General features: G+C 73.3%; 18 protein-coding genes. 8 read left to right on the plus strand and 10 right to left on the minus strand.

Annotation, left to right across the window (positions count from 1 at the left end):
• Nucleotides 1-198 precede the first annotated feature (198 nt).
• From ACFO4E_RS02035 to ACFO4E_RS02045, 3 genes are all read right to left on the minus strand, one after another.
• A complete protein-coding gene (locus ACFO4E_RS02035) occupies nucleotides 199-3,168 on the minus strand; it encodes a beta-ketoacyl synthase N-terminal-like domain-containing protein (protein ID WP_378570950.1) in 2,970 nt (989 codons plus the stop codon).
• A gap of 141 nt (nucleotides 3,169-3,309) precedes the next feature.
• Nucleotides 3,310-3,957, minus strand: a complete 648-nt coding sequence (locus ACFO4E_RS02040) for a hypothetical protein (protein ID WP_378570952.1) — start codon at nucleotides 3,955-3,957, stop codon at nucleotides 3,310-3,312.
• A 127-nt stretch (nucleotides 3,958-4,084) separates the two neighbouring features.
• Nucleotides 4,085-5,338 (minus strand): styrene monooxygenase/indole monooxygenase family protein, encoded by a 1,254-nt coding sequence (locus ACFO4E_RS02045; protein ID WP_378570954.1) that lies wholly within the window; start codon nucleotides 5,336-5,338, stop codon nucleotides 4,085-4,087.
• Nucleotides 5,339-6,392: 1,054 nt separating this feature from the next.
• Here ACFO4E_RS02045 and ACFO4E_RS02050 point away from each other — a divergent pair.
• Nucleotides 6,393-6,620 (plus strand): hypothetical protein, encoded by a 228-nt coding sequence (locus tag ACFO4E_RS02050; protein ID WP_378570955.1) that lies wholly within the window; start codon nucleotides 6,393-6,395, stop codon nucleotides 6,618-6,620.
• 824 nt (nucleotides 6,621-7,444) lie between these two features.
• Here the strand turns inward: ACFO4E_RS02050 and ACFO4E_RS02055 are convergent.
• The 3 genes from ACFO4E_RS02055 to ACFO4E_RS02065 all read right to left on the minus strand — a co-directional run bounded on the left by ACFO4E_RS02055 (nucleotide 7,445) and on the right by ACFO4E_RS02065 (nucleotide 12,409).
• Complete coding sequence (locus tag ACFO4E_RS02055) at nucleotides 7,445-10,342, minus strand: ATP-binding protein (RefSeq protein ID WP_378570957.1); 2,898 nt, start codon at nucleotides 10,340-10,342, stop codon at nucleotides 7,445-7,447.
• A gap of 200 nt (nucleotides 10,343-10,542) precedes the next feature.
• On the minus strand, nucleotides 10,543-11,565 hold the full coding sequence (locus tag ACFO4E_RS02060; RefSeq protein ID WP_378570959.1) for a sodium:calcium antiporter: 1,023 nt from the start codon (nucleotides 11,563-11,565) through the stop codon (nucleotides 10,543-10,545).
• Between the two features lie 358 nt (nucleotides 11,566-11,923).
• Nucleotides 11,924-12,409, minus strand: a complete 486-nt coding sequence (locus tag ACFO4E_RS02065; RefSeq protein WP_378570961.1) for an ATP-binding protein — start codon at nucleotides 12,407-12,409, stop codon at nucleotides 11,924-11,926.
• Between the two features lie 443 nt (nucleotides 12,410-12,852).
• Between ACFO4E_RS02065 and ACFO4E_RS02070 the strand changes: the two genes are divergently transcribed.
• The 3 genes from ACFO4E_RS02070 (at nucleotide 12,853) to ACFO4E_RS02080 (ending at nucleotide 15,271) form a co-directional block, all read left to right on the plus strand.
• Nucleotides 12,853-13,860, plus strand: a complete 1,008-nt coding sequence (locus ACFO4E_RS02070; protein WP_378570963.1) for a DUF1996 domain-containing protein — start codon at nucleotides 12,853-12,855, stop codon at nucleotides 13,858-13,860.
• 155 nt (nucleotides 13,861-14,015) lie between these two features.
• Nucleotides 14,016-14,567: a sigma-70 family RNA polymerase sigma factor gene (locus tag ACFO4E_RS02075; protein WP_378570965.1), complete on the plus strand. Its 552-nt coding sequence runs from the start codon at nucleotides 14,016-14,018 to the stop codon at nucleotides 14,565-14,567.
• Nucleotides 14,564-15,271: a zf-HC2 domain-containing protein gene (locus ACFO4E_RS02080; RefSeq protein ID WP_378570967.1), complete on the plus strand. Its 708-nt coding sequence runs from the start codon at nucleotides 14,564-14,566 to the stop codon at nucleotides 15,269-15,271. The genes ACFO4E_RS02075 and ACFO4E_RS02080 overlap by 4 nt, the downstream gene beginning before the upstream one ends.
• A 561-nt stretch (nucleotides 15,272-15,832) precedes the next feature.
• On the opposite strand, the gene ACFO4E_RS02085 is transcribed toward ACFO4E_RS02080, so the two are convergent.
• Nucleotides 15,833-17,452, minus strand: a complete 1,620-nt coding sequence (locus ACFO4E_RS02085) for a PucR family transcriptional regulator (protein WP_378570968.1) — start codon at nucleotides 17,450-17,452, stop codon at nucleotides 15,833-15,835.
• Nucleotides 17,453-17,727: 275 nt separating this feature from the next.
• On the opposite strand from ACFO4E_RS02085, the gene ACFO4E_RS02090 reads away from it, so the two are divergent.
• Together ACFO4E_RS02090 and ACFO4E_RS02095 are read left to right on the plus strand one after the other, a co-directional pair.
• Nucleotides 17,728-19,056 carry an MFS transporter gene (locus ACFO4E_RS02090; protein WP_378570970.1) on the plus strand — a complete coding sequence of 443 codons (1,329 nt, stop codon included), beginning with the start codon at nucleotides 17,728-17,730 and terminating at the stop codon, nucleotides 19,054-19,056.
• A gap of 153 nt (nucleotides 19,057-19,209) precedes the next feature.
• Nucleotides 19,210-20,835, plus strand: coding sequence for an amidohydrolase (locus ACFO4E_RS02095; RefSeq protein WP_378570972.1), 1,626 nt, complete (start codon nucleotides 19,210-19,212; stop codon nucleotides 20,833-20,835).
• Nucleotides 20,836-21,424: 589 nt separating this feature from the next.
• Here the strand turns inward: ACFO4E_RS02095 and ACFO4E_RS02100 are convergent.
• The 3 genes from ACFO4E_RS02100 to dhaM all read right to left on the minus strand — a co-directional run bounded on the left by ACFO4E_RS02100 (nucleotide 21,425) and on the right by dhaM (nucleotide 24,326).
• On the minus strand, nucleotides 21,425-21,889 hold the full coding sequence (locus ACFO4E_RS02100) for a MarR family winged helix-turn-helix transcriptional regulator (protein ID WP_378570974.1): 465 nt from the start codon (nucleotides 21,887-21,889) through the stop codon (nucleotides 21,425-21,427).
• A 433-nt stretch (nucleotides 21,890-22,322) separates the two neighbouring features.
• Nucleotides 22,323-23,408 (minus strand): phenylacetate--CoA ligase family protein, encoded by a 1,086-nt coding sequence (locus ACFO4E_RS02105; protein WP_378570975.1) that lies wholly within the window; start codon nucleotides 23,406-23,408, stop codon nucleotides 22,323-22,325.
• Nucleotides 23,409-23,927: 519 nt separating this feature from the next.
• Nucleotides 23,928-24,326 (minus strand): dihydroxyacetone kinase phosphoryl donor subunit DhaM, encoded by a 399-nt coding sequence (gene dhaM, locus ACFO4E_RS02110; protein WP_378570977.1) that lies wholly within the window; start codon nucleotides 24,324-24,326, stop codon nucleotides 23,928-23,930.
• A gap of 78 nt (nucleotides 24,327-24,404) precedes the next feature.
• Between dhaM and dhaK the strand changes: the two genes are divergently transcribed.
• Together dhaK and dhaL are read left to right on the plus strand one after the other, a co-directional pair.
• Nucleotides 24,405-25,403 (plus strand): dihydroxyacetone kinase subunit DhaK, encoded by a 999-nt coding sequence (gene dhaK, locus ACFO4E_RS02115; RefSeq protein ID WP_378570979.1) that lies wholly within the window; start codon nucleotides 24,405-24,407, stop codon nucleotides 25,401-25,403.
• Between the two features lie 110 nt (nucleotides 25,404-25,513).
• Entirely contained in the window at nucleotides 25,514-26,134 is a 621-nt protein-coding gene (gene dhaL, locus ACFO4E_RS02120) for a dihydroxyacetone kinase subunit DhaL (protein ID WP_378570981.1), read from the plus strand.
• The last annotated feature ends 73 nt before the right edge of the window (nucleotides 26,135-26,207 follow it).

Here is a 26,207-nt window from a genome sequence, read left to right on the forward strand (position 1 = left end):
CCCTGCGACCTGCGTGCGCTGGGGCGGATCGGTGGGATCGCAGAGCTACACCAGCCCCTTCGAGCACTGCGGCTGACCGCCGCACCCCGACCGCGCCGCCACGAGGCGGCGGCGCACGGGCACGGCCCGGCGGCGCCGGGCCCCGGACCCGCGCCGGTGGGCGGCACGGTTCCAGGGGCCACGGCGTCGTCACAGTGCCTAGAGCCAACCGGACACTGAATCGGCCAGTTCACGGACGGTGGCGGACTGGGCCACCTCCGCCAGGGGAAGATCGACCAGACGCGGATCCAGGGCGCGCAGCGACCGGGCGAGTTCCAGGCTCTTCATCGAGTGCATCCCCAACGTGAGCAGTTCTTCCGAGGGGTCCAGCCGCACATCGGAGGCGAGGCCGAGGGTGTCGGCGAGAACCAGGGCGACGGCCGCCGCAGGGTCCCTGCGCATCAGCTCACTCGCATCGACCCCCTCCGCGCCCTCATCGGCGCTCGACCGGTCCCACACCATGGGGGGCAGGGCGGCCACGGGTGCGTCCGCCGGCGCGACCCCCATGGGAACCGGCCCACAGGTATAGAGATCGGCGGCCTGGGCGACCAGGGCCTCGTACTCGTCCTCCACCGGTTCGACGGCCGTGTGCGCGGGGCGCCGGGACTCCGACGGCCGGCGGGCCGACACCACCGTGCCCGGCCATCCGCCGTCTGTGAGGACGGCCTCGATGTTGGGCCCCACCACACCGCGCGGCCCGATCTCCAGAAAGACCGGTTCGGTCCGGTGCAGGTTCTTGGCGTGGTCGGCGGCGAGGAGCAGGGCATCGACCATGCGGACCCGGCCGCGGGCCTGGGCCGTCCAGTAGTCGGCGTCGAGTTCGCCGCCGTCGACGGCCCGGCCGGTAGAGGTGGAGATCATCGGGATCCGCACGGCCTGGGGGGCAAGGGGGACCAGAGCCGCGCGCAGCTCCGGCAGGTAGGGGTCGAGCAGGGCGCAGTGGCCCGGCGGGACGTCGGTGATCCGCCGGACCCACACCCCCCGCCCGGTGAGGCGCTTTTCCACGGCGTCCAGAGCGGGGGCGCGGCCGGAGACCACCGTGGTCCGTGGCCCGTTGTGGACCGCCACGGCCAGGTCGTCGCCGTGGCCCGCGATCGCCTCGGCGGCCTGGGCCGGAGTGAGCTCGGTGACGAGCATGTGCCCGGTCCCGGAGGTGCGGTCGATCTGCCGGGACCGCGCCACCACGAGCCGGGCCGCGTCGCGCAGGGAGAGTGCTCCCGCGATGTGTGCGGCGGCGGCCTCACCGAGCGAGTGCCCGATCAACGCGCCCGGCTCGACCCCCCACGAGCGCCACACCGCGGTGAGCGCGACCTGCATGGCGAACACGCCGTGCTGTTTGGCCACGAAGGGGTCGAGTGAGTCCTCTGGCGACCACGGGTCGTCGGTGAACTCGCCGAGTGCGGCCCGCACGCGTTCCAGCTCCGCGGCGAAGGCGGGCAGGCGCTCGGCGAGCCGCATCCCCATCCCCTCCCAGTGCGCGCCGTGGCCCGGGAAGACGAACACCACGGGGGAGGCCGGGGCTCTGCCGGCCCGGCGGCGCGGGCGCAGCTTGAGCCGGCGCGGTCCGGCCAGAGCGGGGTGCGTGCGGCCTTCGGCGAGCGCACGCAGGGCGTCCGCGGCCTCGCCGGGGTCGGACGCGCGGATGGCGGCGCGCGATGCGTGGTGGTCTCGGCCGCGGAGGAGTGTGCGTGCGCTGGCGGCGAGATCGGGTTGCCCGCCCACGGGTGCGGCGAGCCGGGCCGCGGTCTCCCGCAGCGCGGCGGCGCTGGGCGCGGAGAGCGCGAGAAGCTCGGGCCGGCGCTCCGCCCGGTCCTGGGCCGGTGCACGTGTGCCGGCCGATACGCCGCGCAGGACCACGTGGGCGTTGGTCCCTGAGAAGCCGAACCCGGAAACGCCGGCCCGGCGGGGCCGTCCGCGCTCGGGCCAGGCCACCGCCCGCGTGGGTACCTCGAAGGGCAGGGCCCGTAACGAGGGCCGTTTCTCGTCGTGGTTGATGGTCGGCGGGATCTCGCCGTGGTGCAGGGCGAGGGCGGTCTTGATGAGTCCCGCGATCCCGGCGGCGCCCTCCAAGTGGCCCAGGTTGGACTTGACCGACCCGACCAGGACGGGTTCGGCCGCCGGGCGGCCGGGACCGAGAGCGTCGCAGATCGCGGTCGCCTCGACCCGGTCCCCGGCCGCGGTCGCGGTACCGTGCGCCTCGATGTAGTCGACCTCGCGCCGGTCGATTCCCGCCCGGTAGTAGACGTCGGTGAGCAGGTCGCGCTGGGCGTCGACGTTGGGGGCGTGCAGGCCGAGCCCATTGGAGAAGCCGTCGGAGTTGACGAGGGACGCCTCGATGAGCGCATACGGGCGCAGGCCGAGAGCCGCCGCGTCCGCGTGGCGCATGATGACCACGGCGCCCACGCCCTCGCCGCGCACGTAGCCGTCGCCGCGCGTGTCGAAGGGGCGGCACCTGCCGAGCTGCGACATCACCCCCGGCGCGTCCAACGAGGCGGTGATGCGGGGATTGGACAGGATGTTGGTCCCGGCGACGATCGCCGTGGACACGTCGCCCGCTTGGAGCGCGCGGCACGCCTCGTGGGTGGCGACCAGCGAGGACGAGCACGCGGTGTCGGTCGTCGCGCTGATGCCGCGCGCGTCCAGGAAGTGTGAGACGCGCCCGGAGAGCAGCGCCATGCCGGAGCCGGCCGCGGTCTGCATGTCGACGCGGCCGGTGCCGCCCAGGGTCAGGGTGGCCTGGTCGAACGACGCGGCGCCGACGAAGACCCCGGTGGCGGATCCCGCCAGGGAACTCGGCGGAATGGCGGTGTCGGCAAGCGCTTCGTGGACGACCTCCAGCAGGATGCCGTGCTGGGGGTCCATCTGGGCGCGTTCCCGGGGGCCGATCCCGAAGAAGGCCCCGTCGAAGTCGTGGTCGATGATCCCCGCGGCGGGTGGTTCCGCGGGGCGCTGGGTGGGGTCGAGGAGTGGGGCGATGCGCTCCCAGCGCTCCCGGGGGTAGGTTCCGATGAGGTCGCGGCCCTCCGTGAGCGCTCGCCAGAACTCATGAGGGGTGGTGATGTTACCGGGGAATCGGACGCCGATCCCCACGATGGCCAGATGGTCGCCGTAAGTGACGGTCTCCGCCATGGCATGCCTCTCCGCTCGCCCGCACGTCCACTGCGCGCGCGGGGCCAACCGATTCGGAGCGGCCCGGGTGAGGCCGCACCGCACAGCGGAGGCCGGAACCCTGAAGGTGGGATCCGGCCCCACGTCCTCACTTGGCCGGGGTCACCGGCCGGGGCCGCGGCCCTTCGCGCTCCATAGCGCCATCGCGCCGCGCAGTTCGACGTGCACGTCGTCGAAGCGGGTCGCGAGCTCGCGTTCCAGTTCTTCGCGGGAGTCGGAGAGATTGGCGAAGATACCCTGGTCGTTCATTCGGGCCAGCACACGACGGCCGAACCGGCTCATCGGCACGTCGGTGCCGATGCCGTCCCAGCGCACGACAGTGGTCCCGAAGAAGGTCCCGCCCTCTTCGAGGACGGCGGCCACGTGGTCGAAGATGGGCGCCTTGGAAGCGATTCCGCCACCGCCGATCCCGCGCACGCAGTGCAGCAGGTTCGTCGCTGCGACCGACTCCACGCGGCCGATGCCCTCGGGGAACGGGGAGAGGACGTCGCCCTGGTGGCGGCGCGGGTTGTAGCGCGCCAGCCGGCGCTCGCTGACGTCCAGCGATCCCTCGTGGAGATCGAACAGGTGCAGCTCCGGCGCGTCACCGGGCAGGCCCACCTTGTTGGGGAGGTAAGCGGTGCCCGGCGCGACTTCGAGATGGCGTTCCCGCAGGTTCTCCCGGTAGAGGGCGGCGATATGCGGCCACCGGCACCCCCACGCGGCCCAGTAGGTCCCGTGCACCACCAACAGGTCGTACAGCCATTGCATGTTCCGCCGGCTCCAGACCTTCGGCCGCGGGATCGAATGCTGGGTCGGGGGTTGCTGGGGCTGTGCTCCCGGCATGGGGGCTCCTCTACTTGGGGGAAGGCAGGAGGGTCGTTGGTGGACGTCGTGCTCACTGGTGCCGGGCGAGGAACTCCATCGCGGCCTGCTCGGAGAAGAACCACCCGTAGGTGGAGGGGTCGTCGAGGCCGTGTGCGTAGGCCTCCGCGACCTTCTCGTTCTGGATGGCGGCTCCGATGATGGCCTGGAAGAACGCGGGGGGTTCCCCGCCCTCCCAGATGCCGTCGAGCGCCGCGCTCAGCGTCGCGGAGTGGCGGCCTTCGGCTTCGTAATAGGCGTCGAAGGTCTCCTGCATCCACGCCGCGTCGAACGGCTGGTCCCCGTGGGCGAGGATGCGCTCCAGGTAGATCTGTGCCGACATGGTCGACACGTTCCAGCCCTGGCCCGAGATCGGGTCCGTGCTCATGACCACGTCGCCGATCCCCAGGACCGCGCCCCCCGACGGCAGGTGGCTGACAGGCTTCCGGACGACCGGCACGCTGGTGGTGACCAGACCGCTGCCCTTCACCGGCTCGATGTCGGTCATCCGCCCGGCGGTTTCGGGGGCGTAGGTCTGGAGTGTGGAGCGGATCCACGCGGCGATCGACTGCGGGTCGGGCCCGCGGTGGCCGCCGCCGGAGTCCGCCAGGTGCCCGCCGTCGAGCACGCCGCCCGGCTTGTCCAGGACGGTGATCGAGTGGACGAGCGTGTCGATCTCCTCGGTCTGGATCGGCGCGATGATGATGCGGCCGATGGGCGAGGAGATCACGTCGGCGTAGGACATACCGGCGGGGCTGGGGGCCAGGCCGCGGACGAACACCTGGGTGACGACGCGCTGGTGCGCGCCGGAGAACCGTTCGCCGTCGGTGTCGAAGAGCGCCCCCAGTTCGCCGCCGCCGGTGGCGATGACGATGAGGTCGTACATCCGGGTGAAGTAGTCGAGGGTGTCGATGGTCACGCCGTTGATGACGACCTTGCCACCCTTGTCCTCGAACATCTCCAGCCAGTCGGCGAGCTTGACGCGGGCATCGACCGCGATCCCGAACCGGTGGGCCGGGAAGGTCCCGGTGATCGCCGCCGGCTCCTGTACCGGCTGGCGCAGGCCGACGATGCGCGGTGCGAAGCCCGACCATCGGTCGAGATCGAGCCGCTGCTCGGTCTGCAGTGCCCGCGGCAGTGAGAACTGGGTGATGCGCGGCGTCCCCATACGGACTTCGTTGCTGGTCTTGCCGTTGATCAGGGTGACGTCGTAGCCGCCGTGGAGCTGGAGACCCCTCGCCAGGGTCAGTCCCGCCTGCCCTGCACCCACGATCAAAATCTTGCGCATGCTCTGCCTTCCTTGTTGGGGGGTTTGGGTGCGGATGCCGACCAGGAGGCGAATGACCTCGTATAAGGCTTCACGTCCCCCAGGGGCCACACACGACAAACCAGGTCATCCTTGGTGATCCACGGCACCCACTGCGTCATGGCACGGCCGGTTTCCCGAGGTAGACAGACACTCTCCTGCAATCCCACCTGACTGAAAAACGGCTATTCCCGCAGGTAGTGGCCGACATGGGCCGCTAATCGCCGTTTCCAGACGGGGCTCGCGTGAGCGCCGCCACGACCCCCTTCGCGCCAGGCGCGCCACGTGCCGAGGTCCTGCGAAATCCTAGAATCTACGCGCGTTGAGAAGGGTAATGGTCGAGCCATGATCATCAAACATGGCATGTCCGAAAATGCCCTTCGAGGTCGCCCCCGGTGTTCGCGCGCGTGCGCGCCGGGGATCTCGGGAGCGGAACGGCCGGCGCCGGGCCCGGAGTCAAGATCATCGGGAGCAGTGGTTACGTCGTCGACCCGGCGGGGCGGCGGGGTCGGGCGGCGGTCGCGCCGACGGCCCGGTGCCGTGCCGGCGGAGGGGGCGACAGGAGGCCGATTCCCCGGTTTTGGTTGTCCCCACCGCGAGTGGGTGGCGGGGCGGATGGGGTGCCGCCGCCGTGCCCCGGGGCGGGGGACCGGGAGGCGCGGACGCATTTTCCGGTTCGGGGCGGGGTTCGAAATAGGCCGGTCTGGTATTCGCGTATCCTCGGGGCTTTTATGCGGGCGTGGCGCGTTCGCAATGGGCTTCGAATCGATTGCGTCCGGGAGCGGTGTCCACAATCGGCCGACGCACCGAAGGGCCGGCGCGGGGTTCCGCGCAGGCCGGAGCCGTGGAACACGGGTGAAAGCGCCCGGCCTGAATCGGCCACGTGGCAAGGGCGACAGCGTGAGGCGTGTTTGGAGTGGGTAGCGTGATACGCAGGGAAGACGCGTCGAACGCTGGCTGAGGTGTGGTCGCGATGTTCTGCAATGTCAGGCAGATCACAATGCCGGAACTGCGAGCCTGGGCACGGGAGCATGGTGTGGAGATCGCCGAACTCGAATCACGGGACCTCGGCGGGAACCGTATCTTCTCGGCCACCCACGAAGATGAAACGCGCGTGGCGAAAATCCCCGCTGACGAGGCACCGGAAATCCGTGCAATGTGGGACGCGCAATTGCGCGCAGAACTCGACCGGATGCCCGAATCCCATATCCACGCCCTGTTGATGGAACCCCCGGTCCACGGCTGCGCCGGTCCGCCGGCCTGAGCGGCCTCCCCGGACGTTCAGGGCGCGGACGGCGGCGAGGCCGCGGCCCCGTGGCCCGCGCGCACGGAAGCCGCCGGACGCGTCCGACGCACCCGGGCCGAAACCGAAGGGCTCGGGACGCGGGGCCCGCGGGGCCGCGGCGTCCAGGGCGCTACCCGGGCCCGAGCCGGATGCCGACCGCCGGGGCCGGAGCAGGGGGCGCGCCGACTCGTCCGAGGCCGGCGGAACCGGCCGGCGCGGGGGAGAGAGGAGCCCCCGGACCGGCGCGGCTCCCCCGGGCCGCGCGGCGGGCGCGGCCGGGAGATGGAGCGGCGGCCGTGTGACGGGGGGAGGTGCACACGGCCGCCGCGGCACGGGCGCCGGCGGCCTGCCGGGAACCGGTGAACGGCCGGCGCCAGTGCGTCAGGGGAGCGGTGGCGGGGTCCCGGGCTCCGCCGAGCCCGGGACCCCTGGCGGTCGCCGCCCGACGATCGGCGGGCGGCTCCGCGTCAGGGGTACCCGCGCGGGGTCGTCGCTCTAGGGTCTGCGGGTTCGCGGCCGGCCACCGGCAATGGCGCGCCCGGACCGGATGCGGCGGAGAGAGAGGAGGCGGGAGGGGACGGCCGGGGGAGACGGGGGCCGCGGTGGCGGGCAGCCGCCGTGCGGTGCCGATTCGTCCATGCCGACCTCCCCCCTGGCGAGCGGTGACAACGGCCGGTGGCCGCGTACCGGTGGGTCCTCGGTGGCCCCCGGACCCGTTCCCGCCGACGACCACCATCGTCGGCGTGCGGCCCGTGCGATGCATCCCGGAAACCATGTACATCGCCCCACCACGTCACCGCACGTCACACGGGGTCCCCGCTGTCGTCGCGCAGGTGGGCGGCGAGCGCCGTGCGCGAGGAGACCCCGAGTTTGGCATAGACCCGGGACAGGTGCGTCTCGACCGTGTGTTCGCTGATCACCAGCGTGTCGGCGATCTCCCGGTTGGTCCGCCCCCGCGCGGCGAGGGCCGCGATCTCGGCTTCGCGCGGTGTCAGGTCGCCCCCGCGTTCACGCGACCGGCGCGGGGCGCCCGGCCGCGGCACCCGGCGCCCCAGCCTGCGCTGCCGCCGCACGGTCTCCAGCAGCAGCCGGTCGGCGCCGCAGGCGATGAAGGCGTGGGCGGCGCGGTCGAGCTCGTCCAGTGCGGCGGCCCGGTCGCCGGCGGCCGCACAGGCGCTCGCCGCGCCCAGGCGCGCGATCCCGGCGGCGGCCACCGCTCCCGCTCGCTCGAAGGCACCGACCGCCGCCCGTGCGGCGTCGAGCCCCTCGCCCGCCGACCCCCGCGCCACCAGCACCATCGACCGCGCCAGCCGGGCGAACCCGGTGCTGCACGGAAGCAGCTCGGCGGACCCGCTCAGCTGCGCCTCCGCGGCGAACAACTCGGCGCCGCCCGGATCGCCGGAGCGCAGCGCCGACGCCGTGAGAAGGGCGTACAGGCCGGCCCGCAGGGGGAAGTCGGGCGGCCGCGGCCGCGCACCCGGGCCCGGAACCGCGTCCCGGTGCAGGACGGCCTGCTCGCCGGCCGCGAACCGCACGGCCCCCGCGGTGAACTCCGCGAGGGGCCCGAAGAGCGGCTGCCGGGTCGCGGCGATCAGCACCGCTTCGTCGCAGTGCGTCCGGGCCCCCTCGATGTCGCCGCGCGCCGCGAGCACCAGCGACCGGTGCACCAGCGCCGGAAGGAGCGGGGTGTCGGCGCGCATCCGCCGGGCGGCGTCGACCGCGTCCTCGGTGCACTCGGCCGCTTCCCGCAGCCGGCCGAGCCACGTCAGCGCCGACGCCTTGCAGGTGAGCAGGTCGCTGACCGCCGCGTCGCGCCCCGTCGACCGTGCGACGCCGAGCCAGCGCTCGACGTGGCGCAGCGCGTCGCCGAAACGCTGGAGCAGTCCCTCGGCCCACGGGAGCCACATGACGTCCTCCAGGACCGGGGCGGCCTCGGCGTCGCTGAGGCCGTCGACGAGGCGTCCGGCGGCGCGGCTCTCGGCGTCCGCGGCCTCGATCTCCCCCATGGCGGCCAGGCAGTAGGCGGTGATGCTCGCCGCCGCCGCCGCGCCGGCGCGGTCGCCGTGCTCCTCGGCGACGTCGCGGGCCCGCACCGCGGCGGCGCGGGCGGTGCCGGGGTCGGCGCGGTGGAATTCCGTGCGCGCCAGCTCACGCCACAGGGCGGCGGTCGCGCCGGCGCCGGGCCGGTGCGACGAGAGCTCGTGGTGCAGCAGATCGGCGGCCGCGTCCCAGCGGCCGAGCAGGCGCTCGGCGGCCGCGCACATCCGGATCGCGTCGGACCGCCGACCGTCGGCGTCCGGGGCCAGCAGGGGGAGGGCGTCGCGCAGCGCGTCATGGGCCGCCGACGGGTCCCCGCTCGCCAGCAGCGCCGCGGCGAGATCGAGCTGCACGCCGACGCGGCGCGGGTCGGCCGGGTCGATCCACACGCCCAGGGCCGACCGCAGGAGCCCGGCCGCCGTCCCCGGCGCGTGGCGCGCGGCCGTGCGCGCCGCCTCGACCAGCAGCTCGGCCGCCGTGTCGTCGCCCACCCGCGCCGAACGCGCGACGTGCGGCGCGACCACCTGGATCGGGGCGCCCTGGGAGCGCAGCAGCGCACCCACGCGGGCGTGGGCGCCGCGCCGCCACAAGGGGTTGGCCGACTCATAGACGGCCCGGCGCAGCAGCGGGTGGCGGAACTCCACCCCGCCGCCCGCCGCGCCCGGCGCCGCCTCGCGCAGCAGGTCGGCGGCGAAGAGGTCGGCGGTTCCGGCGAGCACCCCGGAGGTGTCGGTCTCCGCGGCGACGGCGATCAGCTCGGGGTCGGAGGGGCGGTCGAGCACGGAGATGGCCTCGGCGACCAGGCGGGTGGACGCGGACAGGAACCGGAACTCCGATAAGAGCTTGGCGTGACCCCAGTCCAGCTCGGCGGGGCTCCGCTCGGTGCCGGGGGACCCCGGCGCGCGCGCCAGCACCTCCAGGTAGAGCGGGTTGCCGCCGCTGGCGCGGTGCAGTTCGGCGCACCGGGCGCGGGCGGTGCCGGGCCCCAGCAGCCGGGCGACCGCCGCGCGGTCGAGCGGCCCCAGCTCGATCCGGTGGGTGGACCCGGCGACGCCCGGACGCGACCCGGCACGGGGCCCGGGGCAGCCGCGGGTGCGCCGGATCGCCACGACGCGCACTCGCGGCAGCGGCGCGTGCCGGCGGACGTAGGAGATCAGCTCGGCCGAGGCGGGATCGGCCCGGTGCACGTCGTCGAGGACCAGGAGCAGCCCGCCGGGGGGCGCCAAGGCGGCCAGCAGGGCGGCGAAGGCGCGGTGCAGCGTGTAGCGGTCGGCCGGCGCCTCGGGGCTCCCGGGAGGGCGCGTGCCGCGCAGCGCGGGGAAGACCGGCGCGAGCCGGCCGAGGTGGTGGGGCTCCAGGAGTTCGGCGGTGCCGGCGCGGTCGGCCAGGTGGTCGTCGAGCGCGTCGATGAGGACGCCGTAGGGAGGGTCGCGCTCGGATTCGCCGGCGGCCTCCCCCGCGGTGCCCCACGCGGTGGACCACCCCGTCGCGCGCGCCCGGTGGCAGACCTCGGCGACCAGCCGGGACTTGCCGATCCCGGGTTCACCGGCGACCTCGATGAATCCGCACCGGGAGTCGGGGGCGAGCAGGGAGTCGAAGGCCGAGAGTTCGGGGTCGCGGCCGAGGAGCGGCCAGGGACCGGACGCGGCCGTGCCGCCGACCAATCGACAGACCTCCTGCCCGTTTCTGGTGCTCGCGGTCGTGGGGGGCGGCCCAGGTGCTGCGGATAAGAATAGCCGAGCCTGAATTCACCCAGGAAGTGTTCGCGGTGAACGGGCGAACCGGTGGACGGTCGGGAAATACCGGAAATGGGGGATTTTCGGCGCGGGAGGAAAGGGGAAACAGGCCGCCCTGCCGCGCAGGTTCAGCCCATGAACATGAGTGCGGCCATTCCGCAGATATAGACGGCGAACATCGCGATCCCCTCGAATCCGATACCCCGCTCATCGCGGCGGATCAGCCCGGCCGCCACGAGCAGGTTGAGGATGATGCCGATCGCGGTGACCAGGATCACCTCGCGGTTGATCGCGGCGTAGATCGACCCGTGCCGGTAGGCGATGTCGGAGGCCGACAGGAACAGCACGTCGAACCCGTTCCCGCCGATGATGTCGCCGATGGCGAGGTGGAGGGCGCGGATCCGCACCGCGTAGAGCACGGTGACCAACTCCGGCGTCGAGGTCACCACGCCGGTCACGAGGGCGCCGACCACCCCGCCCGACAGCCCCGTCTCGGCGGCCAGCGAGAGCCCGGCCTCACCGATCACGTACCCCGTGCCCGACACCACCGCCGCCATGGCCGCGAAGGACACCCACATGCGGGCGAGCGACTCACCGGGGCGGTGCGACGCGGGATCGGGCACGTCCGGCCGCGTCTGGGCGGTGCGCTCCAGCCGCCACATCGGATGCCGGCGGACCTGCTGGGACAGGCGCAGCCACGCCCAGTACATGAGGACGAGCAGCACCGACGCCGGATGGACGCCGAACAACGACGGCTGGGGGCCCGCCCCGGCGGCCAGGACGGTCGCCAGCATGATGGACAGCCCGACGGGGGCGAGCAGGTTGGGCAGTGAGGCCGCGGCGTGCTCCAGGTTGGCCCGCCGGTAGAACAGGTCCGCCAGCGCGATGAACGTCGTCTGCAACGCGATCCCGCCCAGCGCGTTGTTCATCGCGAACTCGGGGTCCCCGCGCGCCGCCCCCAAGACGCTGGTGACCAGACCCGGCAGCGCGGTGACCGCGCCGATCAGGATGAATCCGGCCAGCGTCTCACCCATGCCAGTCCGGTCGGCGAGGCGGTCGACCAGCCGGGTGAACGGCCCGCCGACCACCACGAGGACCGCCGCGGAGCCCGCCAGGACCAGCAGGCTGACCCACGCCCCGCCGCTGATCATCGGACCCCCATTCGCCCCGTGCCGTGGGCGCTGCACTACCCGGAACCGGCGGCGGATCACGCCCGGGGCCGGCTGCTTCCCGCCGATCGCCCGCGCCGGGCCGCCGCCCGAGCAGCCGGGGTGGCGACGCCGTGCCGGCCCATTCTCGGGCGGGCCGGGAAATCGCCGGGAATTCCGGGGGGGTCCGCGACCGGAATTCCCCCGGGCATGGGCCGGTCGGCCGCAATCCGCGGCCCCCTCGAATGCGACCGGCCGGATTCCCGGAGCGGCGCGGCCCCCGACCAGGCGCGTGCAACGCCATTCGAGAAAGGGATCCGCGAGCGTCGTCCGGTGGTGCCGCGCAGCCGGGACAGTGGGCTCAGCGGCGGCCCGGCCCGGTATTGCGGCGGAGGCACGCGCCCGACCGCGGGCCCCGATCGGGGGCGCGCCGGCTCACCGGCGTCCAGGAGAGGTCGAAGAACATGCCGGGCGGGTCCGCCAGCGGCCCCCAGAAGTCGGCGATCGCGTCCACCAGGACCAGCCCGCGTCCCCTCTCATCGCCGGGGCCGGCTGAGAGGCGCCGCGGCGTCGACGTGTCGGAACCGCCGTCCTGGACCCGGACGCGCAGCGTTCCCGGCGACAGGTCCACGCACACGGTGAACGAGCCGCCGACCGCGCCGCTGGCCGTGTAGCGGACGGCGTTGGTCGCCAGTTCGGAGAGCATGAGCACGGCGTTGGCCCTGGCCTCCGCGGGCACGCCGGCGACCTCCGAGACCGGAGCCAACAGGCCGTCCAGCCAGTGCCGCGCCTCGGCGATGCTGTCCGGAGCGCCGGCGAACCTCTTCGTGAACCGCTGAACCCGCATGATCCCCTCCTGCCGTCCCAACCGACCGGATCAGTGGCCGCCGCCCCCGTTCGAGGCGGCGGAGGGTGCTGAGGGGAGCGCGCCCGGCTCGGGGCATGGGTCCGGCAAACGCTGATCTCGGCCATCGACCTCCTTCGATCGGGCCTCACACGGACAACATCCACAAAGGGCAACACGGATCACGGGAGGGGCCGGTTCAGTGCCACCCGCTCAGCCTGCGGGGGCGCTTCAAGGCGCCGCCTTCCCTCGTCGCGGCGTACTCCCTCGTTCCTCGGTCGCACCCCGCTCCTCAGTCCAGACGGCGCCGCGCCCCCTCCGGCTCGCTCAGTGCCACCCGCTCAGCCTGCGGGGGCGCGGCCGTCGGCTTCCCGCGTCGCGGTGCTTCGGGGCGGATGGCCGGGATTCGGGTTTCTCCGGGGTCGGAACAACGCGAGAATTCGGCCATGCTGACGTCCCTTCGGACCGCTGAACGGCGCCGCCGTGTGCGGACCGTGCTCCTCGCCGGCCTTTCCCTGATCCTGATCGGCACGACCGCGACCCTGATCCGCTCGTCCTTCATCGGGCCGCTGCCCGGCGACGGTCCGGCGCGGGGTGACTTCGTCCCCATCGGCGACGTCCCCGAGGGTCCGCCGCCCGCCCCGGCCGGCCCCGACGCCTCGGCCGGCTCGTTCACCTCCGAGTGCGGACGCAACGAGGAGGGCCACTACAACGCCGACAACCCGGTCCTCACCCCCGGAGTCCCCAATGCCGCCCACCACACCCACGAATACGTCGGCAACCTCTCCACCTACTTCGAGTCGACGGACGCGACCCTCGCCGCCGCCGACACGACCTGCGAGGCGGCCGACGACCGGTCGACCTACTTCTGGCCGGTCCTGCGCCGCCTCGACCGCACCGGGGAGGACCACGAACAGCCCGGTGGCGGCGGCCACGGCAACATCGGCGAGATCCTGCCCCCGTCGACGGTGCGCCTGGAATTCCAGGGCAACCCGGTGAGCGACGTCGTCGCGATGCCGCGCTTCCTGCGCTCGGTGACCGGCGACCCGCTGGCCTTCACCGAGGGGACCGGACCGCCCCCCGCGCAGTGGAGCTGCACCGGGGAGCCCGACCGGATCACCGACCGCTACCCGCTGTGCGAGCCCGGCAGCCGGGTCCTGCGCCTGCTCGACTTCCCCAGCTGCTGGAACGGGCTGGCGACCGACAGCGAGGACCACCGCACCCACCTGGTCCCCCCGCGGGCCGACGGGTCCTGTCCGCCGCGGACCTTCCCCGTCCCCAGGCTCCGCGTGGAACTCGGCTACGACGTGCCCGAAGGGGTCGCCTACGCCATCGACTCCTTCCCCGAGCAGCGCCGGTCCCCGGGCACCGACCACGCCATGTTCGTCAACGTCATGAGCGAGGAACTCATGGCCCGGGTCGTCGACTGCGTCAACTCCGGCCGGAGGTGCTGATGCCCGGGCGCCACGAGGACGTCCCCCCGGATCCCGCGGGATACCGGAAATCCGCGCGAAACCGATTGAACCGCCTTCTGTCGCCGTCCGTGTGGGGGACGGAGCCGACACGGCTCCGCCGACGCGCACGGCGTCAGGAAGGAGGGGGTTCAGGGATGGCACGAGCGTTGTCCCGCGGTCGAAGATCGGCCGGCGACGAAGCGCTGATCCGCTCGTTGTACAACGAGCACGGGCGCTCACTGCTCGCCTACGCGACCCGGCTGACCGGTGACCGGGCCGCCGCCGAAGACGTGGTGCAGGAGACGCTGATCCGCGCCTGGCGAAACCCCGATGTCCTGGTCAACGGCAAGGGCTCGGTCCGGGGGTGGCTGCTGACGGTGACTCGCAACATCGTCACCGACCGGGCCCGGGCGCGTGACGCCCGGCCGAAGGAGGTCGCGGAATCGCCCGCCCACACGGCGGTCGAGCGCGACCACGCCGACGCGGTCGTGGATTCGGTGGTGGTGCTGGAGGCTCTGGCCACCCTGTCCGATGACCACCGCGACGTACTGATCGAGGTCTATTTCCACGGTCGCAGCGTCAGTGAGGCCGCGAAGGTGCTCGGAGTGCCGCCGGGTACGGTCAAATCCCGGTCCCACTACGCGCTTCGCGCGCTGCGCACGGCGTTCCGCAGTGACAAGACCGCTTTGAGGGAGGTGATGGGATGACGACCGATGGGCACGGGGACGCCCGCCTGCTCGGCGCCTACGCGCTGGGGACGCTGGACCAGTGGGAGAGCCTGACGGTGGAAGACCACGTCGCCTCCTGCGCTCTATGCCGAGAGGAACTGGGCGAACTACTGCTCATGAAGGAGAGGCTCGGCGACCTGCCGCCCGAGGCGCTGCTCGACGGCCCGCCGGACAACGGGGATTTGATGCTGCAGCGCACTCTGCGCCGTGTGCGCAGGGAACAACGGGTGGACGATCGGCGGCGCGCCACCGTACTGACACTGGTCGCCGCCTCGGCGGCGGTGGTCCTGGTCGTCGGGGGAGCCGTGGTCGGCCGGGCGGTGGCACCCGATGCGCCGCCGGTGGCGGCGCCCCCGGCTTCGCCGTCGGCCGAGCCGCCGTCGGGAACCGTGGTCGCCTCCGGCGACGACCCCACGACGGGGGCGCGGGCGACCGTCCAGGTCACTCCGGCCGACGGCTGGGTCCGGGTCAACGCCGCGGTCACCGGGATCCCCCAAGGGGAGGAGTGCCGGGTGATCGTGGTGGCCGAGGACGGCACCCGTGAGGTCGCCGGGAGCTGGCTGGTCTCGGGGGAGGAGGAAGGCACCAACATGGACGGGTCGGCGCTGGTGGATCCGGAGGACGTGACCTCCGTCGTCGTGGAGAACGTGCAGGGCGACCAGTTCGTCGAAGTCCCCATCTGACCCCGCGCCCCGGGGGATGTACGTGGGGACCCCGGGGCGCGGTATGCGCGGTACCCCCGGTCCGGTGCCCCTGGCTTTGGCCGCCAGGGGCACCGGCATGTCCCGGGCGGGCGCCGTGTCGGGCGGGACCGCCGCGGCCGCACGCGCGGCCGGCGGCCGGCCCCGCATGTCCCGGGCGGTCGAGACCGCCCCGGCCATGAACGCCGCGGGGACCTCGGCGGTGCGCGGATCCACCGCGACCTCCGCGGCGGCCCGCCCGCCGTGATCGGTGATCGCCACGGCGACCGCCGCCGGCGCGTCCGAGCGGCGCGGGTACCGGAACCCGATCACGTGCTCGCCGGCGGCGACGCCGCCGAAGTCGGCCGCCTCGATCCGCCCGCCGTCGAATGCGCGTACGGCCGCACCGTTCGCTCCGTTCCCACTGTCACTGGCGGGGGCGTGGCGGCCGGGGCATCCTCCCGCCGGCCCCGGCCCCGGCCCCGGCCCCGGCTCGCGTCCGGCCCGCGTCGGGAGGGCGTCGACGCGATGCCGGGCGTGCGGGGCCCACGGATTCCGCCGGCCTCAGCCCGCGGGCGGCTCCCCGGGCGGGGCGGTGGTGTCGAGGGTGAGGGCGAGCCACAGCTCAAGGCGGTGGTGGGCGGTCAGGGAGCGGCCCGAGACCCGCTCGACCGTCCGCAGGCGGGCGCGCAGGGTGTTGCGGTGCACGCCGATGGCCCGCGCGGTGGCCTCGATGTTGGCGTCGTGGTCCAGGTAGCGGTGGACCGTGGCGACCAGGTCGGTGCCGTTGCGGGCGTCGTGGTCCCGCAGCCGGCCGAGCACCTGGGCGACGAACTCCTCGGCGTCGCCGGGTCCGATCGCCCGGCGCAGCCGCGCCAGCGGATCGGTGTCGTCCACGTGCCGGTAGCCCGGCCCCACCGCCGCGGCGCGTGCGGCCCGGCGTGCCGCCGCGCGCAGATCGGCGGCCGTGCGCGCGGCACACGCACCCGCCACCTCGGGGGCCGGGGCGGCGTCCTCGTGGCCCGGGTGGCGGTCGTGGCCGCCGGGGCGGTCGCCGCCCGCGCCGCGGTCGGTGCCCAGGGCGGTGCGGAGTTCGGCGAGCAGCCGGGCGCCGATGCGGGGCCGCACCTCGCTGTCGGGCACCACCACGACCAGGGCGTCCGGTGTGGCGCACATGGCCACCCGGTCGGCGGAGGCTCCGTCGGCGAGCACATCGCCGATCGTGTCGGCCGCGGCATCGAGTAGTGCGTCGGGGCGGGCCGACGGGTAGACGGCGACCTCCATCGGCGGTGCCGGCAGCGAGAGCAGCCGCGCCGCGTGCGCGACGACACCGGGGGCCGCCTCCTCGTCCAGCAGCAGTCCCAGCACGCGTGCCCGCTGGCGGTGCACCGCGCGCCGCGCCGTGCGCGCGCCGTGCAGGTCGACGGCCAGCAGCGACGCCGCGTGGTTGGCCAGCATGCGGGTGTGCGCCGAGACCGGAGCGGCGCAGCGTAGCGCCAGCCGCCCCAGCGCCGTGCCGCTCATGCTCAGGCTCTGGGACAGGATGGTCGCGCCGTCGTCGGACAGGACCGTCATGCCGCGCGGACGCCCGGCCTCGGCGGCGGCGCCGGAATGGGCCAGGCCGTGCCATGGCCGGTCGCCGGTCCCGGAGGTCGCGCGGGCCGTTCCGTTGGCCCGGAACAGGACGGCCTCCCCGCCGGTGGCCGCGGCCAGCTCGCGCAGCACCCCGCCCAGCCCGGCGCGCAGGGACGCCCGCGCCATGGCGTCCTGGGCGGCGAGCACCCGCTGCTGGGCGCGGAGCCGCGCCTCGGCGTGGTGATCGGCGACGGCCTCGACGATGGCGATGAAAGGCGTGCTGCCGGCCACCCGCAGCAGCGGCATGCCCAGGTCGTCCGCTGCGGCGAGGGCCCCCTCCGGGACGCTTTCGATCCAGGTGTCCAGCGCGAACCCGAGGGCGGCGCAGCCGGCGTCGTAGAGGCGCCCGACGTAGTCGCGCTGCTCGCCGGGGGTGGCACCCACCCCGTGCCCGACCGTGAGCACGAGCTCCCCGCCGCGCAGCCAGGGCACCGGGTCGGCCAGCTCGGTCACGTGCGCCCAGCGGACCCCGCGGCCGAGCCCGGGCCGGCCGGCGAGCACCCGGAGGTCCAGGCCGGGCCTGCGGACCAGATCCCCGACGGTGAGCACGCTTCGGCCTCCTCGATGGCGGTGCGGCGGCTGCCGCGCGGGCGGATTGTGCGAAGCGCACATGAGTCGCAAGCTGAATTGGAGGGATTATCCCGCACCCTGTGCCGCTCCGGTGTCTACCGTCACATCATCACCCGGATTCCCCGGATTGATCCGGAAACCCGCAGGTCACGCAAGCGATCCCGACGACCCGCCGCGGTGCGCGCACCGTCGGCCCGCACCCGCGGGCGGCGCCGTCCCGCCGCGCGCACCGCCCGAACCCGCACGGAGTAGCCATGTCCCACCGACTGCCACAGGGGTCTCCCCACCCCGCCCGCGCGGCGATCGCCGCCTTCGTCGGCACCACGATCGAGTGGTTCGACTTCTACGTCTACGCCACCGCGGCCGCGCTCGTGTTCGGCGAGCTGTTCTTCCCGGCGGGCACCGATCCGCTGGTCGGGCTGATGGCGTCGTTCGCCACATTCTCCGTCGGGTTCTTCGCCCGCCCTCTCGGCGGGATCGTCTTCGGCCACTTCGGCGACCGCCTGGGACGCAAGTCCGCCCTGGTCACGACCTTGCTGATGATGGGTGTGGCGACGTTCGCCGTGGGTCTGCTGCCCACCTACGAACAGGCCGGGTTCCTCGCCCCGCTGCTGCTGGTGGTGCTGCGGTTCGTCCAGGGCATCGCGGTGGGCGGCGAGTGGGGCGGCGCGGTCCTCATGGCCGTCGAGCATGCCCCCGAGAACCGCAAGACCTTCTACGGATCCTTCGCCCAGCTCGGCAACCCGGCCGGCGCGCTGCTGGCGAGCGGCTCCTTCAGCCTCATCACCGCCCTGCCGGGCGACGTCCTGCACACATGGGGCTGGCGCGCCCCGTTCCTCGCCTCGATCGTGCTGGTCCTGGTGGGCATGGCGATCCGGCTGAAGGTGGAGGAGTCCCCGGTCTTCAGCGCGGTCCAGGCCGAGGCCGGGACCGCGGGCGCCGGGCGGTCGGCGCAGCCCGCGGAGATGCCGCTGCGCGAAGCGGTCCGCACCTCGTGGCGGACCCTGCTGCTCGGCCTGGGCAGCCTGCCCGTCGCGGTCGGCGGCTACTACATCGTCACGACCTTCCTCCAGGCCTACGCCACCACCGAGGTCGGGGTGAGCGAACAACTCATCCTCAACGCGCTGGCCGTGGCGGCCGCGGTGGAGCTGATCGCCACCGTCGGGGTGTCCTGGCTGGGCGACCGGGTCGGCACCAAGCGCGTGGTGATCGCCGGGCTGCTGGCGGTGGCGGTCCTGGCCGTCCCGCAGTTCCTGGCGATGAGCGCGGGTACGGCGATGATCTTCCTGTCGCTGGCGGTGATGCGGGTGGCGATGGCGGCGACCTACGGCCCCATCGCCCGCATCCTGTCGCAGATGTTCCCGCCCAAGGTCCGCTACACGAGCGTCTCGCTGGCCTACCAGGTGGCCGGCGCGATCTTCGGCGGGCTCTCGCCGATCGCCTGCACCGCTCTGCTCGCCGCGACCGGCAGCATCTACCCCGTCGCGATCCTGCTCATCGCCATGGCGCTGGTGAGCGTGGCGTGCCTGGTCAAGGCGCCCAGCTACCGCGACGACGAGATCGTCGCCGCGGCGGCCCCGTAACGCCGCCGGCGCTTCCCGCCCGGCCCGCGGGCGTTCGTGAAGCGCCCCCGGGGACGCGCTCCGCGCGTTCCCGGGGGCGCGGCGGCGGCCGCACGAGGACGCGGTCCACCGTCGGTCATTCATCCCACCATCCCATATGTCAAGGAGGCCCTGTTGTCCGCGCTTCTCATCCGCAACGCGAAGATCCTCACCATGGACGGCACCCGGCCGCGCGCCGAGGCGCTGGCCGTCGCCCACGGGCGGATCGCCGCGGTCGGCGACGAGGACCACGCGCGCGCCGCGGCCGGTCCCGGCGCCCGCGAGATCGACGCGGGCGGACGGACCGTGCTGCCCGGCTTCATCGACCCGCACAACCACCTGCTGTCCACGGCGGAGTCGCTGGCGGCGGTCGACGCCGGCTACCCGGCGGTGACCAGCGTCGCCGACCTGGTCGAGGCCATCGCGGCGGAGGCGCGGCACACCCCCGCCGGCCAGTGGATCCGGGCCTTCGGGATGGACGACGCGAAGTACCCCGAGGGCCGCCCGACGCGCCGCCGGCTCGACGAGGCGACCACCGAGCACCCGGTGATCATCTACCACGTCTCCGGCCACCAGGCCGCGGTCAACACCGCCGCCCTCCAGCACGCGGGCATCTCCGACGACATCGCCGACCCCGCCGGCGGCGCGCTGCTGCGCGACGAGGGCGGGCGCCTGACCGGCATGGTGGTCGACTCGGCGATGGAACTGCTCCTCCCGCTCGCCGTGGACATCGGCTGCCACGGCCCCAACTTCCACACCGACCTGCCGGCCGACCAGCTCCTGGGCTGGCTGGCCGCCGCCCGCGACCCGTACCTGTCGGCGGGGCTCACCACCATCTGCGACCCGCAGGTGTCAAAGCGGGAGCTGCGCACCTACCGCGCAGCCCGGGCGGCGGGCACACTGCCGCTGCGCACCGTCGGTATGCCGCTGTCGCACCAGCTCGACGAGTTGACCGCGATCGGGCTCGCCGGCCCCTTCGGCGACGACTGGCTCCGCCTCGGCGCGATGAAGTTCTACTCCGACGGCACCCTGCTCGGCGGCACCGCGAAGTTCACCGTGCCCTACGGCGAGCGCGGCCAGTTCGCCGGGAGCATGTACTGGGAGCCCGAGCAGCTGCGGGACCTGGTGACCCGGGCGGCGCGCGAGGGCTGGCAGGTGGCCATCCACACCCAGGGCGACGCCGCCATGGCGCACACGCTGGCGGCCATCGACGCGGCGGTGAAGGTGAGCGGCCCCGACCCGCGCCCGCGCATCGAGCACTGCGGTTTCCCGACGGTGGAGCAGGCCAAGCGCTTCACCGACTACGGCGTCATCCCGGTCAACCAGCCGAACTTCCTGCACGACAGCGGCGGCGACTTCCTGCGCCGCCTCGGCGACCGCGCCCACCGGTTGCAGCCGATGCGCGAGGAGCTGGACCTGGGGCTGCGGCCGGTGCTCTCCAGCGACTCGTTCGTCTCCAGCCTGCGCCCCCTGGACACGATCGCCAACGCGGTGCGCCGCACCACCCGCGAAGGCGCCTCGATCGGCGCCGAGCAGGCGATCACGCTGCACGAGGCGCTGCGGGCCCACACGCTGGACGCGGCCCACGCGCTGGGCATGGAGGACCGGATCGGCTCGCTCGCCCCCGGCAAGCTCGCCGATGTCGTCGTGCTCGACCGCGACATCGAATCGGTGCCGGTGGAGCGGCTGAACGAGGGGGCCGCCTGGGTGACCGTCCTCGACGGCGAGGTGGCCTACGACGGCCGGGCCGTGGAGGTCTGACCTCCGGGGCCGGCGTGCCGGGGCGACCGCCGCAGTTGGGGCGCCCGGGAAGCGCGGTGCCGGCCGGCACCGGGCGCTGCCGCGGAGAGGCCGGGGGAGGGATCGGGAAGCGGGATGCGGCACCGCCGGCGGCCAATGCCGGCGGTGCCCGGAGCCAGTGCCAGGGGTGCTCCCACGTGAGGCATTCGATGCCCTACGCGTATAAGAATTCTTATACTCCTGCTCGGGGCAAAGTGCAATGCCGAATGCCGCGTCTCGGGCGGGGACGGGTCCGGGAGGCATGAAGAAGCCCCGGCAAAGGACGCCTGGGTGATGGGCCGGGGCATGGGACGCCGGCTGCCGGGATTGGACGATATTCAACCAGTTTTCCCGGTCGGCGGCGTCGCCGAAGTGGTCTGGCGCGGGCCGGAATGGGGCGATGGGGCCGTCCGGGCGACCGTGGTCGTCGCCGGCATCGCCCAGCGGGCTCCGTCTGTGCGCGCCCTGCGGGCGCGGGTTTCCTTGTCGGGGCCGCGCGGATGCGCCGCGTGGAGCGGTCCGCGACCCGTGGCGGGCTGGGTGGGTTCGCTGGGATCGGTCGGATCAGCGGTCACTGATCCGTGTAGGTGGACGCCTCCGCCCGTGCTTTCGCCGCGCTTTCCGAACAGCGCCCCAGGAATTCGACGAGCTGTTCCGTCTCTTCGCGGGTGAATGCGTCGCCCAAATGCTGTTCGACGGCGATCGCCGCTTTATCCGCCTGTGCCAGCAAAGCGCGGCCGCTTCGCGTAAGCCTGGTTTCGAGAATGTGCGTGTGAATGGGGTGCGGTTTGCGCTCGATCAGCTCGCGCCGGTTGAGCGTGGCCAGGACCGAGGACATGGTCTGCGGGGTGACCAGGCACCTGCGGGCCAGGACCGCGCCCGACAGCCCGGGCTCCTCGGACAGCACGAACAGCACGGTGTATTGGGGGACGGTGAGGTTGAATCGCCGCAGTGCGGCGTGTTTCGCGGCGATCATCTCCTGCTGGGCGCGCTTTAGATGATGCCCGATCCTCTGTTCGATGGGGAGCTGCGTCATCCGGCCATGGTATATCAGTTTGCTTATCCTCCTATGGCATCGTGGCCGCACGGGAATCGTGGGGCAATGGTGCGCCGAGCGCTTCCCTGCCGCAGAGGGCACGGTCGCGGCCGAGGGGATCCCGGGATCGGGGACTCACCGTGTGGGGCGGGGCATGAGCGGAACGTGACCGACCTGCGGATGCGTGCACCGATCCCGGAGATGCACCGGCACCCTATCATAAGGATTCGTATATCCCATCGAACTCTGTTGGTTCGGGGAGGTGCGCGGGCCGGAGGCGGAACCGCGGACTGTCACGCGGGGCGCGGCCCGGCGGCGCGGGGGATCACGGGCGTCCGGCGGCCGGCGGCCGACGCGGGAAGGGCCAGGGGTGTCGCGCGGGGGGCCGTCCGATCGCGGGCCGCCGGGGCTACGGCGCCGCGGATCGAAGGGGTCATGCCCGCTCGGCGGTCAATGCGGGTGAGTCGGGACCGAGGGTGTATCCGCGCAGCCGGCCGACCGCGACGACCTCGAACAGCTCGGGTTCCTTCTCCAGCATCCGCGCCAGTCCGAAGCTTCCGGTGACGACGTGGTGCCGGATCCATTCGCAGGTGTAGGGGTCGGCGTCGACACCGGGTTCCAATCGCACGCGCAAATGCATTCGCGCGTTCTCGGTGTCCGGTTCCATCAGGACGACCTCGGCTTCGCGCACCGTTTCGAGTTGCAAGGCGAGTTCCACCAGGTCATCGGGTGAAACGAGCTGATTGAGCAGTTCGAACAGCGAATCGGTGCGCTTGGAAACCCGGATCGCACGATCTTCGCGGCCGCAGGTGCAGGCACCCCAAGAACCCGCCACGCCGATGTCGTAGCGGATCAGTGGAACGACGCAGTCGTCGTGCAGCGTGGTCAGCAGGAGCCGGCCGTTGTCGATCTCGACGTGCTGGTGCGGAAGCACGTGGAAGGTGTTGCGCGCGCATTCCGGCCCGATATGGCCGATCATCCAGGTCTCGGCCGATCCGTAGAGCCCCCACGCCTGCACGTGCGGGAACTGCCGCGACAGCAGCTCCGCGGTCGCGTCGTCGAACCCCGTCCCCGCCCACAGCAGCTTGTGCAGCCACGGCAGCCGCCGCCCGGTCGATGCGCAGAACCGCAGAATGCGCCGGATGGCATCGGGGGTGGCGGCCAGGGCCGTGGCCCCTAGGCCCTCGTAGAAGTCCAGGCTGCGGCCGAGTTCGGCGTCGTCGGGGGTCTCGAACGGGATGGTCGAGGCCCCCGAGCGGCGGCCCAGCGCGTTGTGGAAGTAGTGCGCCGACCACATGTGCCCGGGCGAGAAGAGGCTGATGAGCAGGTCGCCGGGGTCGAGCGGATCCCAGCGCGTGCGGATCTCGGTGAGGAACATGTCCTCGGGGACGACCCCCAGCCGCGGCTCGGACATCGTGCCGCCGGTGACGTTCAGCAACGTGCCTTCAAGGCGGCCCGGATCGCGCCGGAGCAGGTGGTCGATGGCCTTATTGACGTCCTCCCTGGTGAGAACCGGCAAATCCCGCAAGGTGGGAGCCGTTCGTGAACTTCGAGCGGCGGCGTACTTGTCACTCAGAGCGGGCATTCGCATGGCCCGTTCGAGTATCGCGCGGAGGCGGTCGGGATCGGGTTCGGCCGAACCGCGCTTGATCATTCTGGGCGCCATGAGCAACACACCTTACTGAACTGATACTGGGCGAACAGGAGTCGTGCCCTTCTGGCGTTGAAAACCTACCTGACGCTTTGTGGGCAAAGGTGGTGATCATATTAACTTTGTGCGGCGGAAGACACACCTTTCCGCGAGATGCGGTTCCACCTGGTATATCGCCTGCACGACCCGTTTGGTTCGGACTTCGCGGGGCCGAATGTGGCCCGCCGGTAATGATCGATCATCGAGACCCGGGTGTACCAGGTGGTAACTGAAGTCCATTCACCCGAATCCGATTCTGAGAAACGGCCGGTGAACCGGACACGGCCGTTCGGCCCGGTCCGCGATCGCGGACCGGGCGGCCCTTCGCCCGCCCTGGTGTCCCGCGCGCTAGGACGGGAACTTGGGGACGGTGCGCGCCTCGCGGGCGGCCGCGACGACCGCCTCCAGCGCTGCCCCGCCGTTCGCCGTGACCGCCGCCGCCACGGCGCCCTCCACGAACGGGGCATCGACCACCACGACGTCGGCGCGCGGCTCGTCCTCCAGCACCAGGCGGGCCGTGAGCACCGCGCTGCCGATGTCGGGCAGGACCACCACGCCCGCTCCACGGTCGGCCGCCGCGATCGCCGCCCGGACCAGGTCGTGGCTGGTGCCGAGCCCGCCGTCGTCGGTACCGCCGGCGACGGCCACCGGCGCGTCCCCCGATCCGAGCTGGCCGAGCAGGTCGCGCAGGCCGCCCGCCAGGCGATCACTGTGCGACACGAGGACGATCCCGACGCGACTCTCCATGAACAACTAGGCTACGACCATGAGCCCTTCGTGACCCGTGTCACGCGCCGCGACACCGATCAGCCTGGGAGTCCGATCGTGAAGAAGTTCCTCAATTCCGCAGACTCCTACCTGGCCGACGCCCTCGCGGGCTTCGCGGCAGCCCACCCCGAACTCAGCGTCGACCAGGCGACCCGCGTCGTCACCCGCGCCGGCGGGGCCGTCGCCGGCAAGGTGGGCCTGGTGTCGGGCGGCGGATCCGGGCACGAACCGCTGCACATCGGGTACGTCGGCGAGGGCATGCTCGACGCCGCCTGCCCGGGCGAGATCTTCACCTCTCCCGTGCCCGACCAGGTGCTGGCCGCGATCCGGGCCGCCGATTCCGGCGAGGGCGTCCTGCTCATCGTGAAGAACTACACCGGCGACGTCATGAACTGCCGGCTCGCCGCCGAGCTCGCCGCCGAAGAGGGGCTGCGCGTCGAGACCGTCCTGGTCGACGACGACGTCGCGGTCCAGGACTCCACCTACACCGCGGGCCGGCGCGGCACCGGCGCCACCCTGCTCGTCGAGAAGATGGCGGGCGCGGCGGCGGCCCGCGGCGACTCCCTGGCCGAGGTCGCCGAGACCGCGCGGCAGGTCGACTCCGCCTCGCGCTCCTTCGCCGTCGCGCTCAGCCCCGGTACGACCCCCGGCACCGGGCGCCCGGGGTTCGAACTCCCCGAGGACGAGATCGAGGTCGGCGTGGGCATCCACGGCGAACCCGGCCGCCGCCGCGAGAAGCTCCGCCCCGCACGCGAGATCGTCTGCGGCATGGTGCGGGCCCTGCTCGACGACCGGCCCCTGGAGCGGGGCACCGACACCATCGTGGTCGTCAACGGCCTCGGCGGCACTCCGCTCAGCGAGCTGTACCTCGTCTTCAACGAGGTCGCGGGCCAGCTCGCCGACGCCGGCGCGGGTATCGCGCGCAACCTGGTCGGCGACTACATCACCAGCCTGGACATGGCCGGCTGCTCTCTCACGGTCTGCACCGTCGAGGACGGCTTCCTCGACCTGTGGGACGCCCCGGTGAACACCCCCGGCCTGCGCTGGGGCTGCTGACCGGCGCCCGCGGCCGCCGCCGGGGCGCAGGCCCGGGACCGGCGGCCACCACCCGTACCGGGACCGGACCCGCCGGCCCGCACCATGCCGACACGCACCTGGAGGAGCCGGTGGACACCGACCTCGCCCGCGCCTGGATCACCGCCATCGCGGCGTCCGTCGTCAACGAGAAGCAGCGCCTCACCGACCTGGACACCGCCATCGGCGACGGCGACCACGGCAACAACCTCGAACGCGGGTTCACCGCCGCCGTCACCGCTCTCGCCGGCGACGACGCCGCCTGCCCGGGCGACATCCTGGTGCGGACCGGCCGGACCCTGATCTCCCGCGTGGGCGGTGCCGCCGGCCCGCTCTACGGCGTCGCCTTCCGGACGGCGGGCGAGCGGCTGACCGAGCCCGAAGCCGGCCTGGGGGAGCTGGCCGAGGCGCTGACGGCCGGTGCCGACGCCGTCCGCACGCTGGGCGGCGCCCGGCCCGGCGACAAGACCATGCTCGACGCGTTCATGCCCGCGGTCGACGCGCTGGACGCGGGCGCGGCCGAGGGCTCCGGCCTGGCCGCCGCCGTCGACACCGCCGCCGCGGCGGCGGAGGAGGGCGCGCGCTCGACCGTGCCGATGCAGGCCCGCAAGGGCCGTGCGTCCTACCTGGGCGAGCGCAGTATCGGTCATGAGGACCCGGGCGCGGCCTCGACCGCCGTCATCTTTCGCGCCCTCGCCCGGGTCGTCTCCTGAGCGGCGCTGCGCGGGGCGCGGATACGGCGCTGTGGAGCCCCCGGCGTCCGTCCACGCCGGGGGCGGTCCCCGA

This window comes from Nocardiopsis mangrovi (assembly GCF_042653925.1).
Classification (GTDB): domain Bacteria; phylum Actinomycetota; class Actinomycetes; order Streptosporangiales; family Streptosporangiaceae; genus Nocardiopsis_B; species Nocardiopsis_B mangrovi.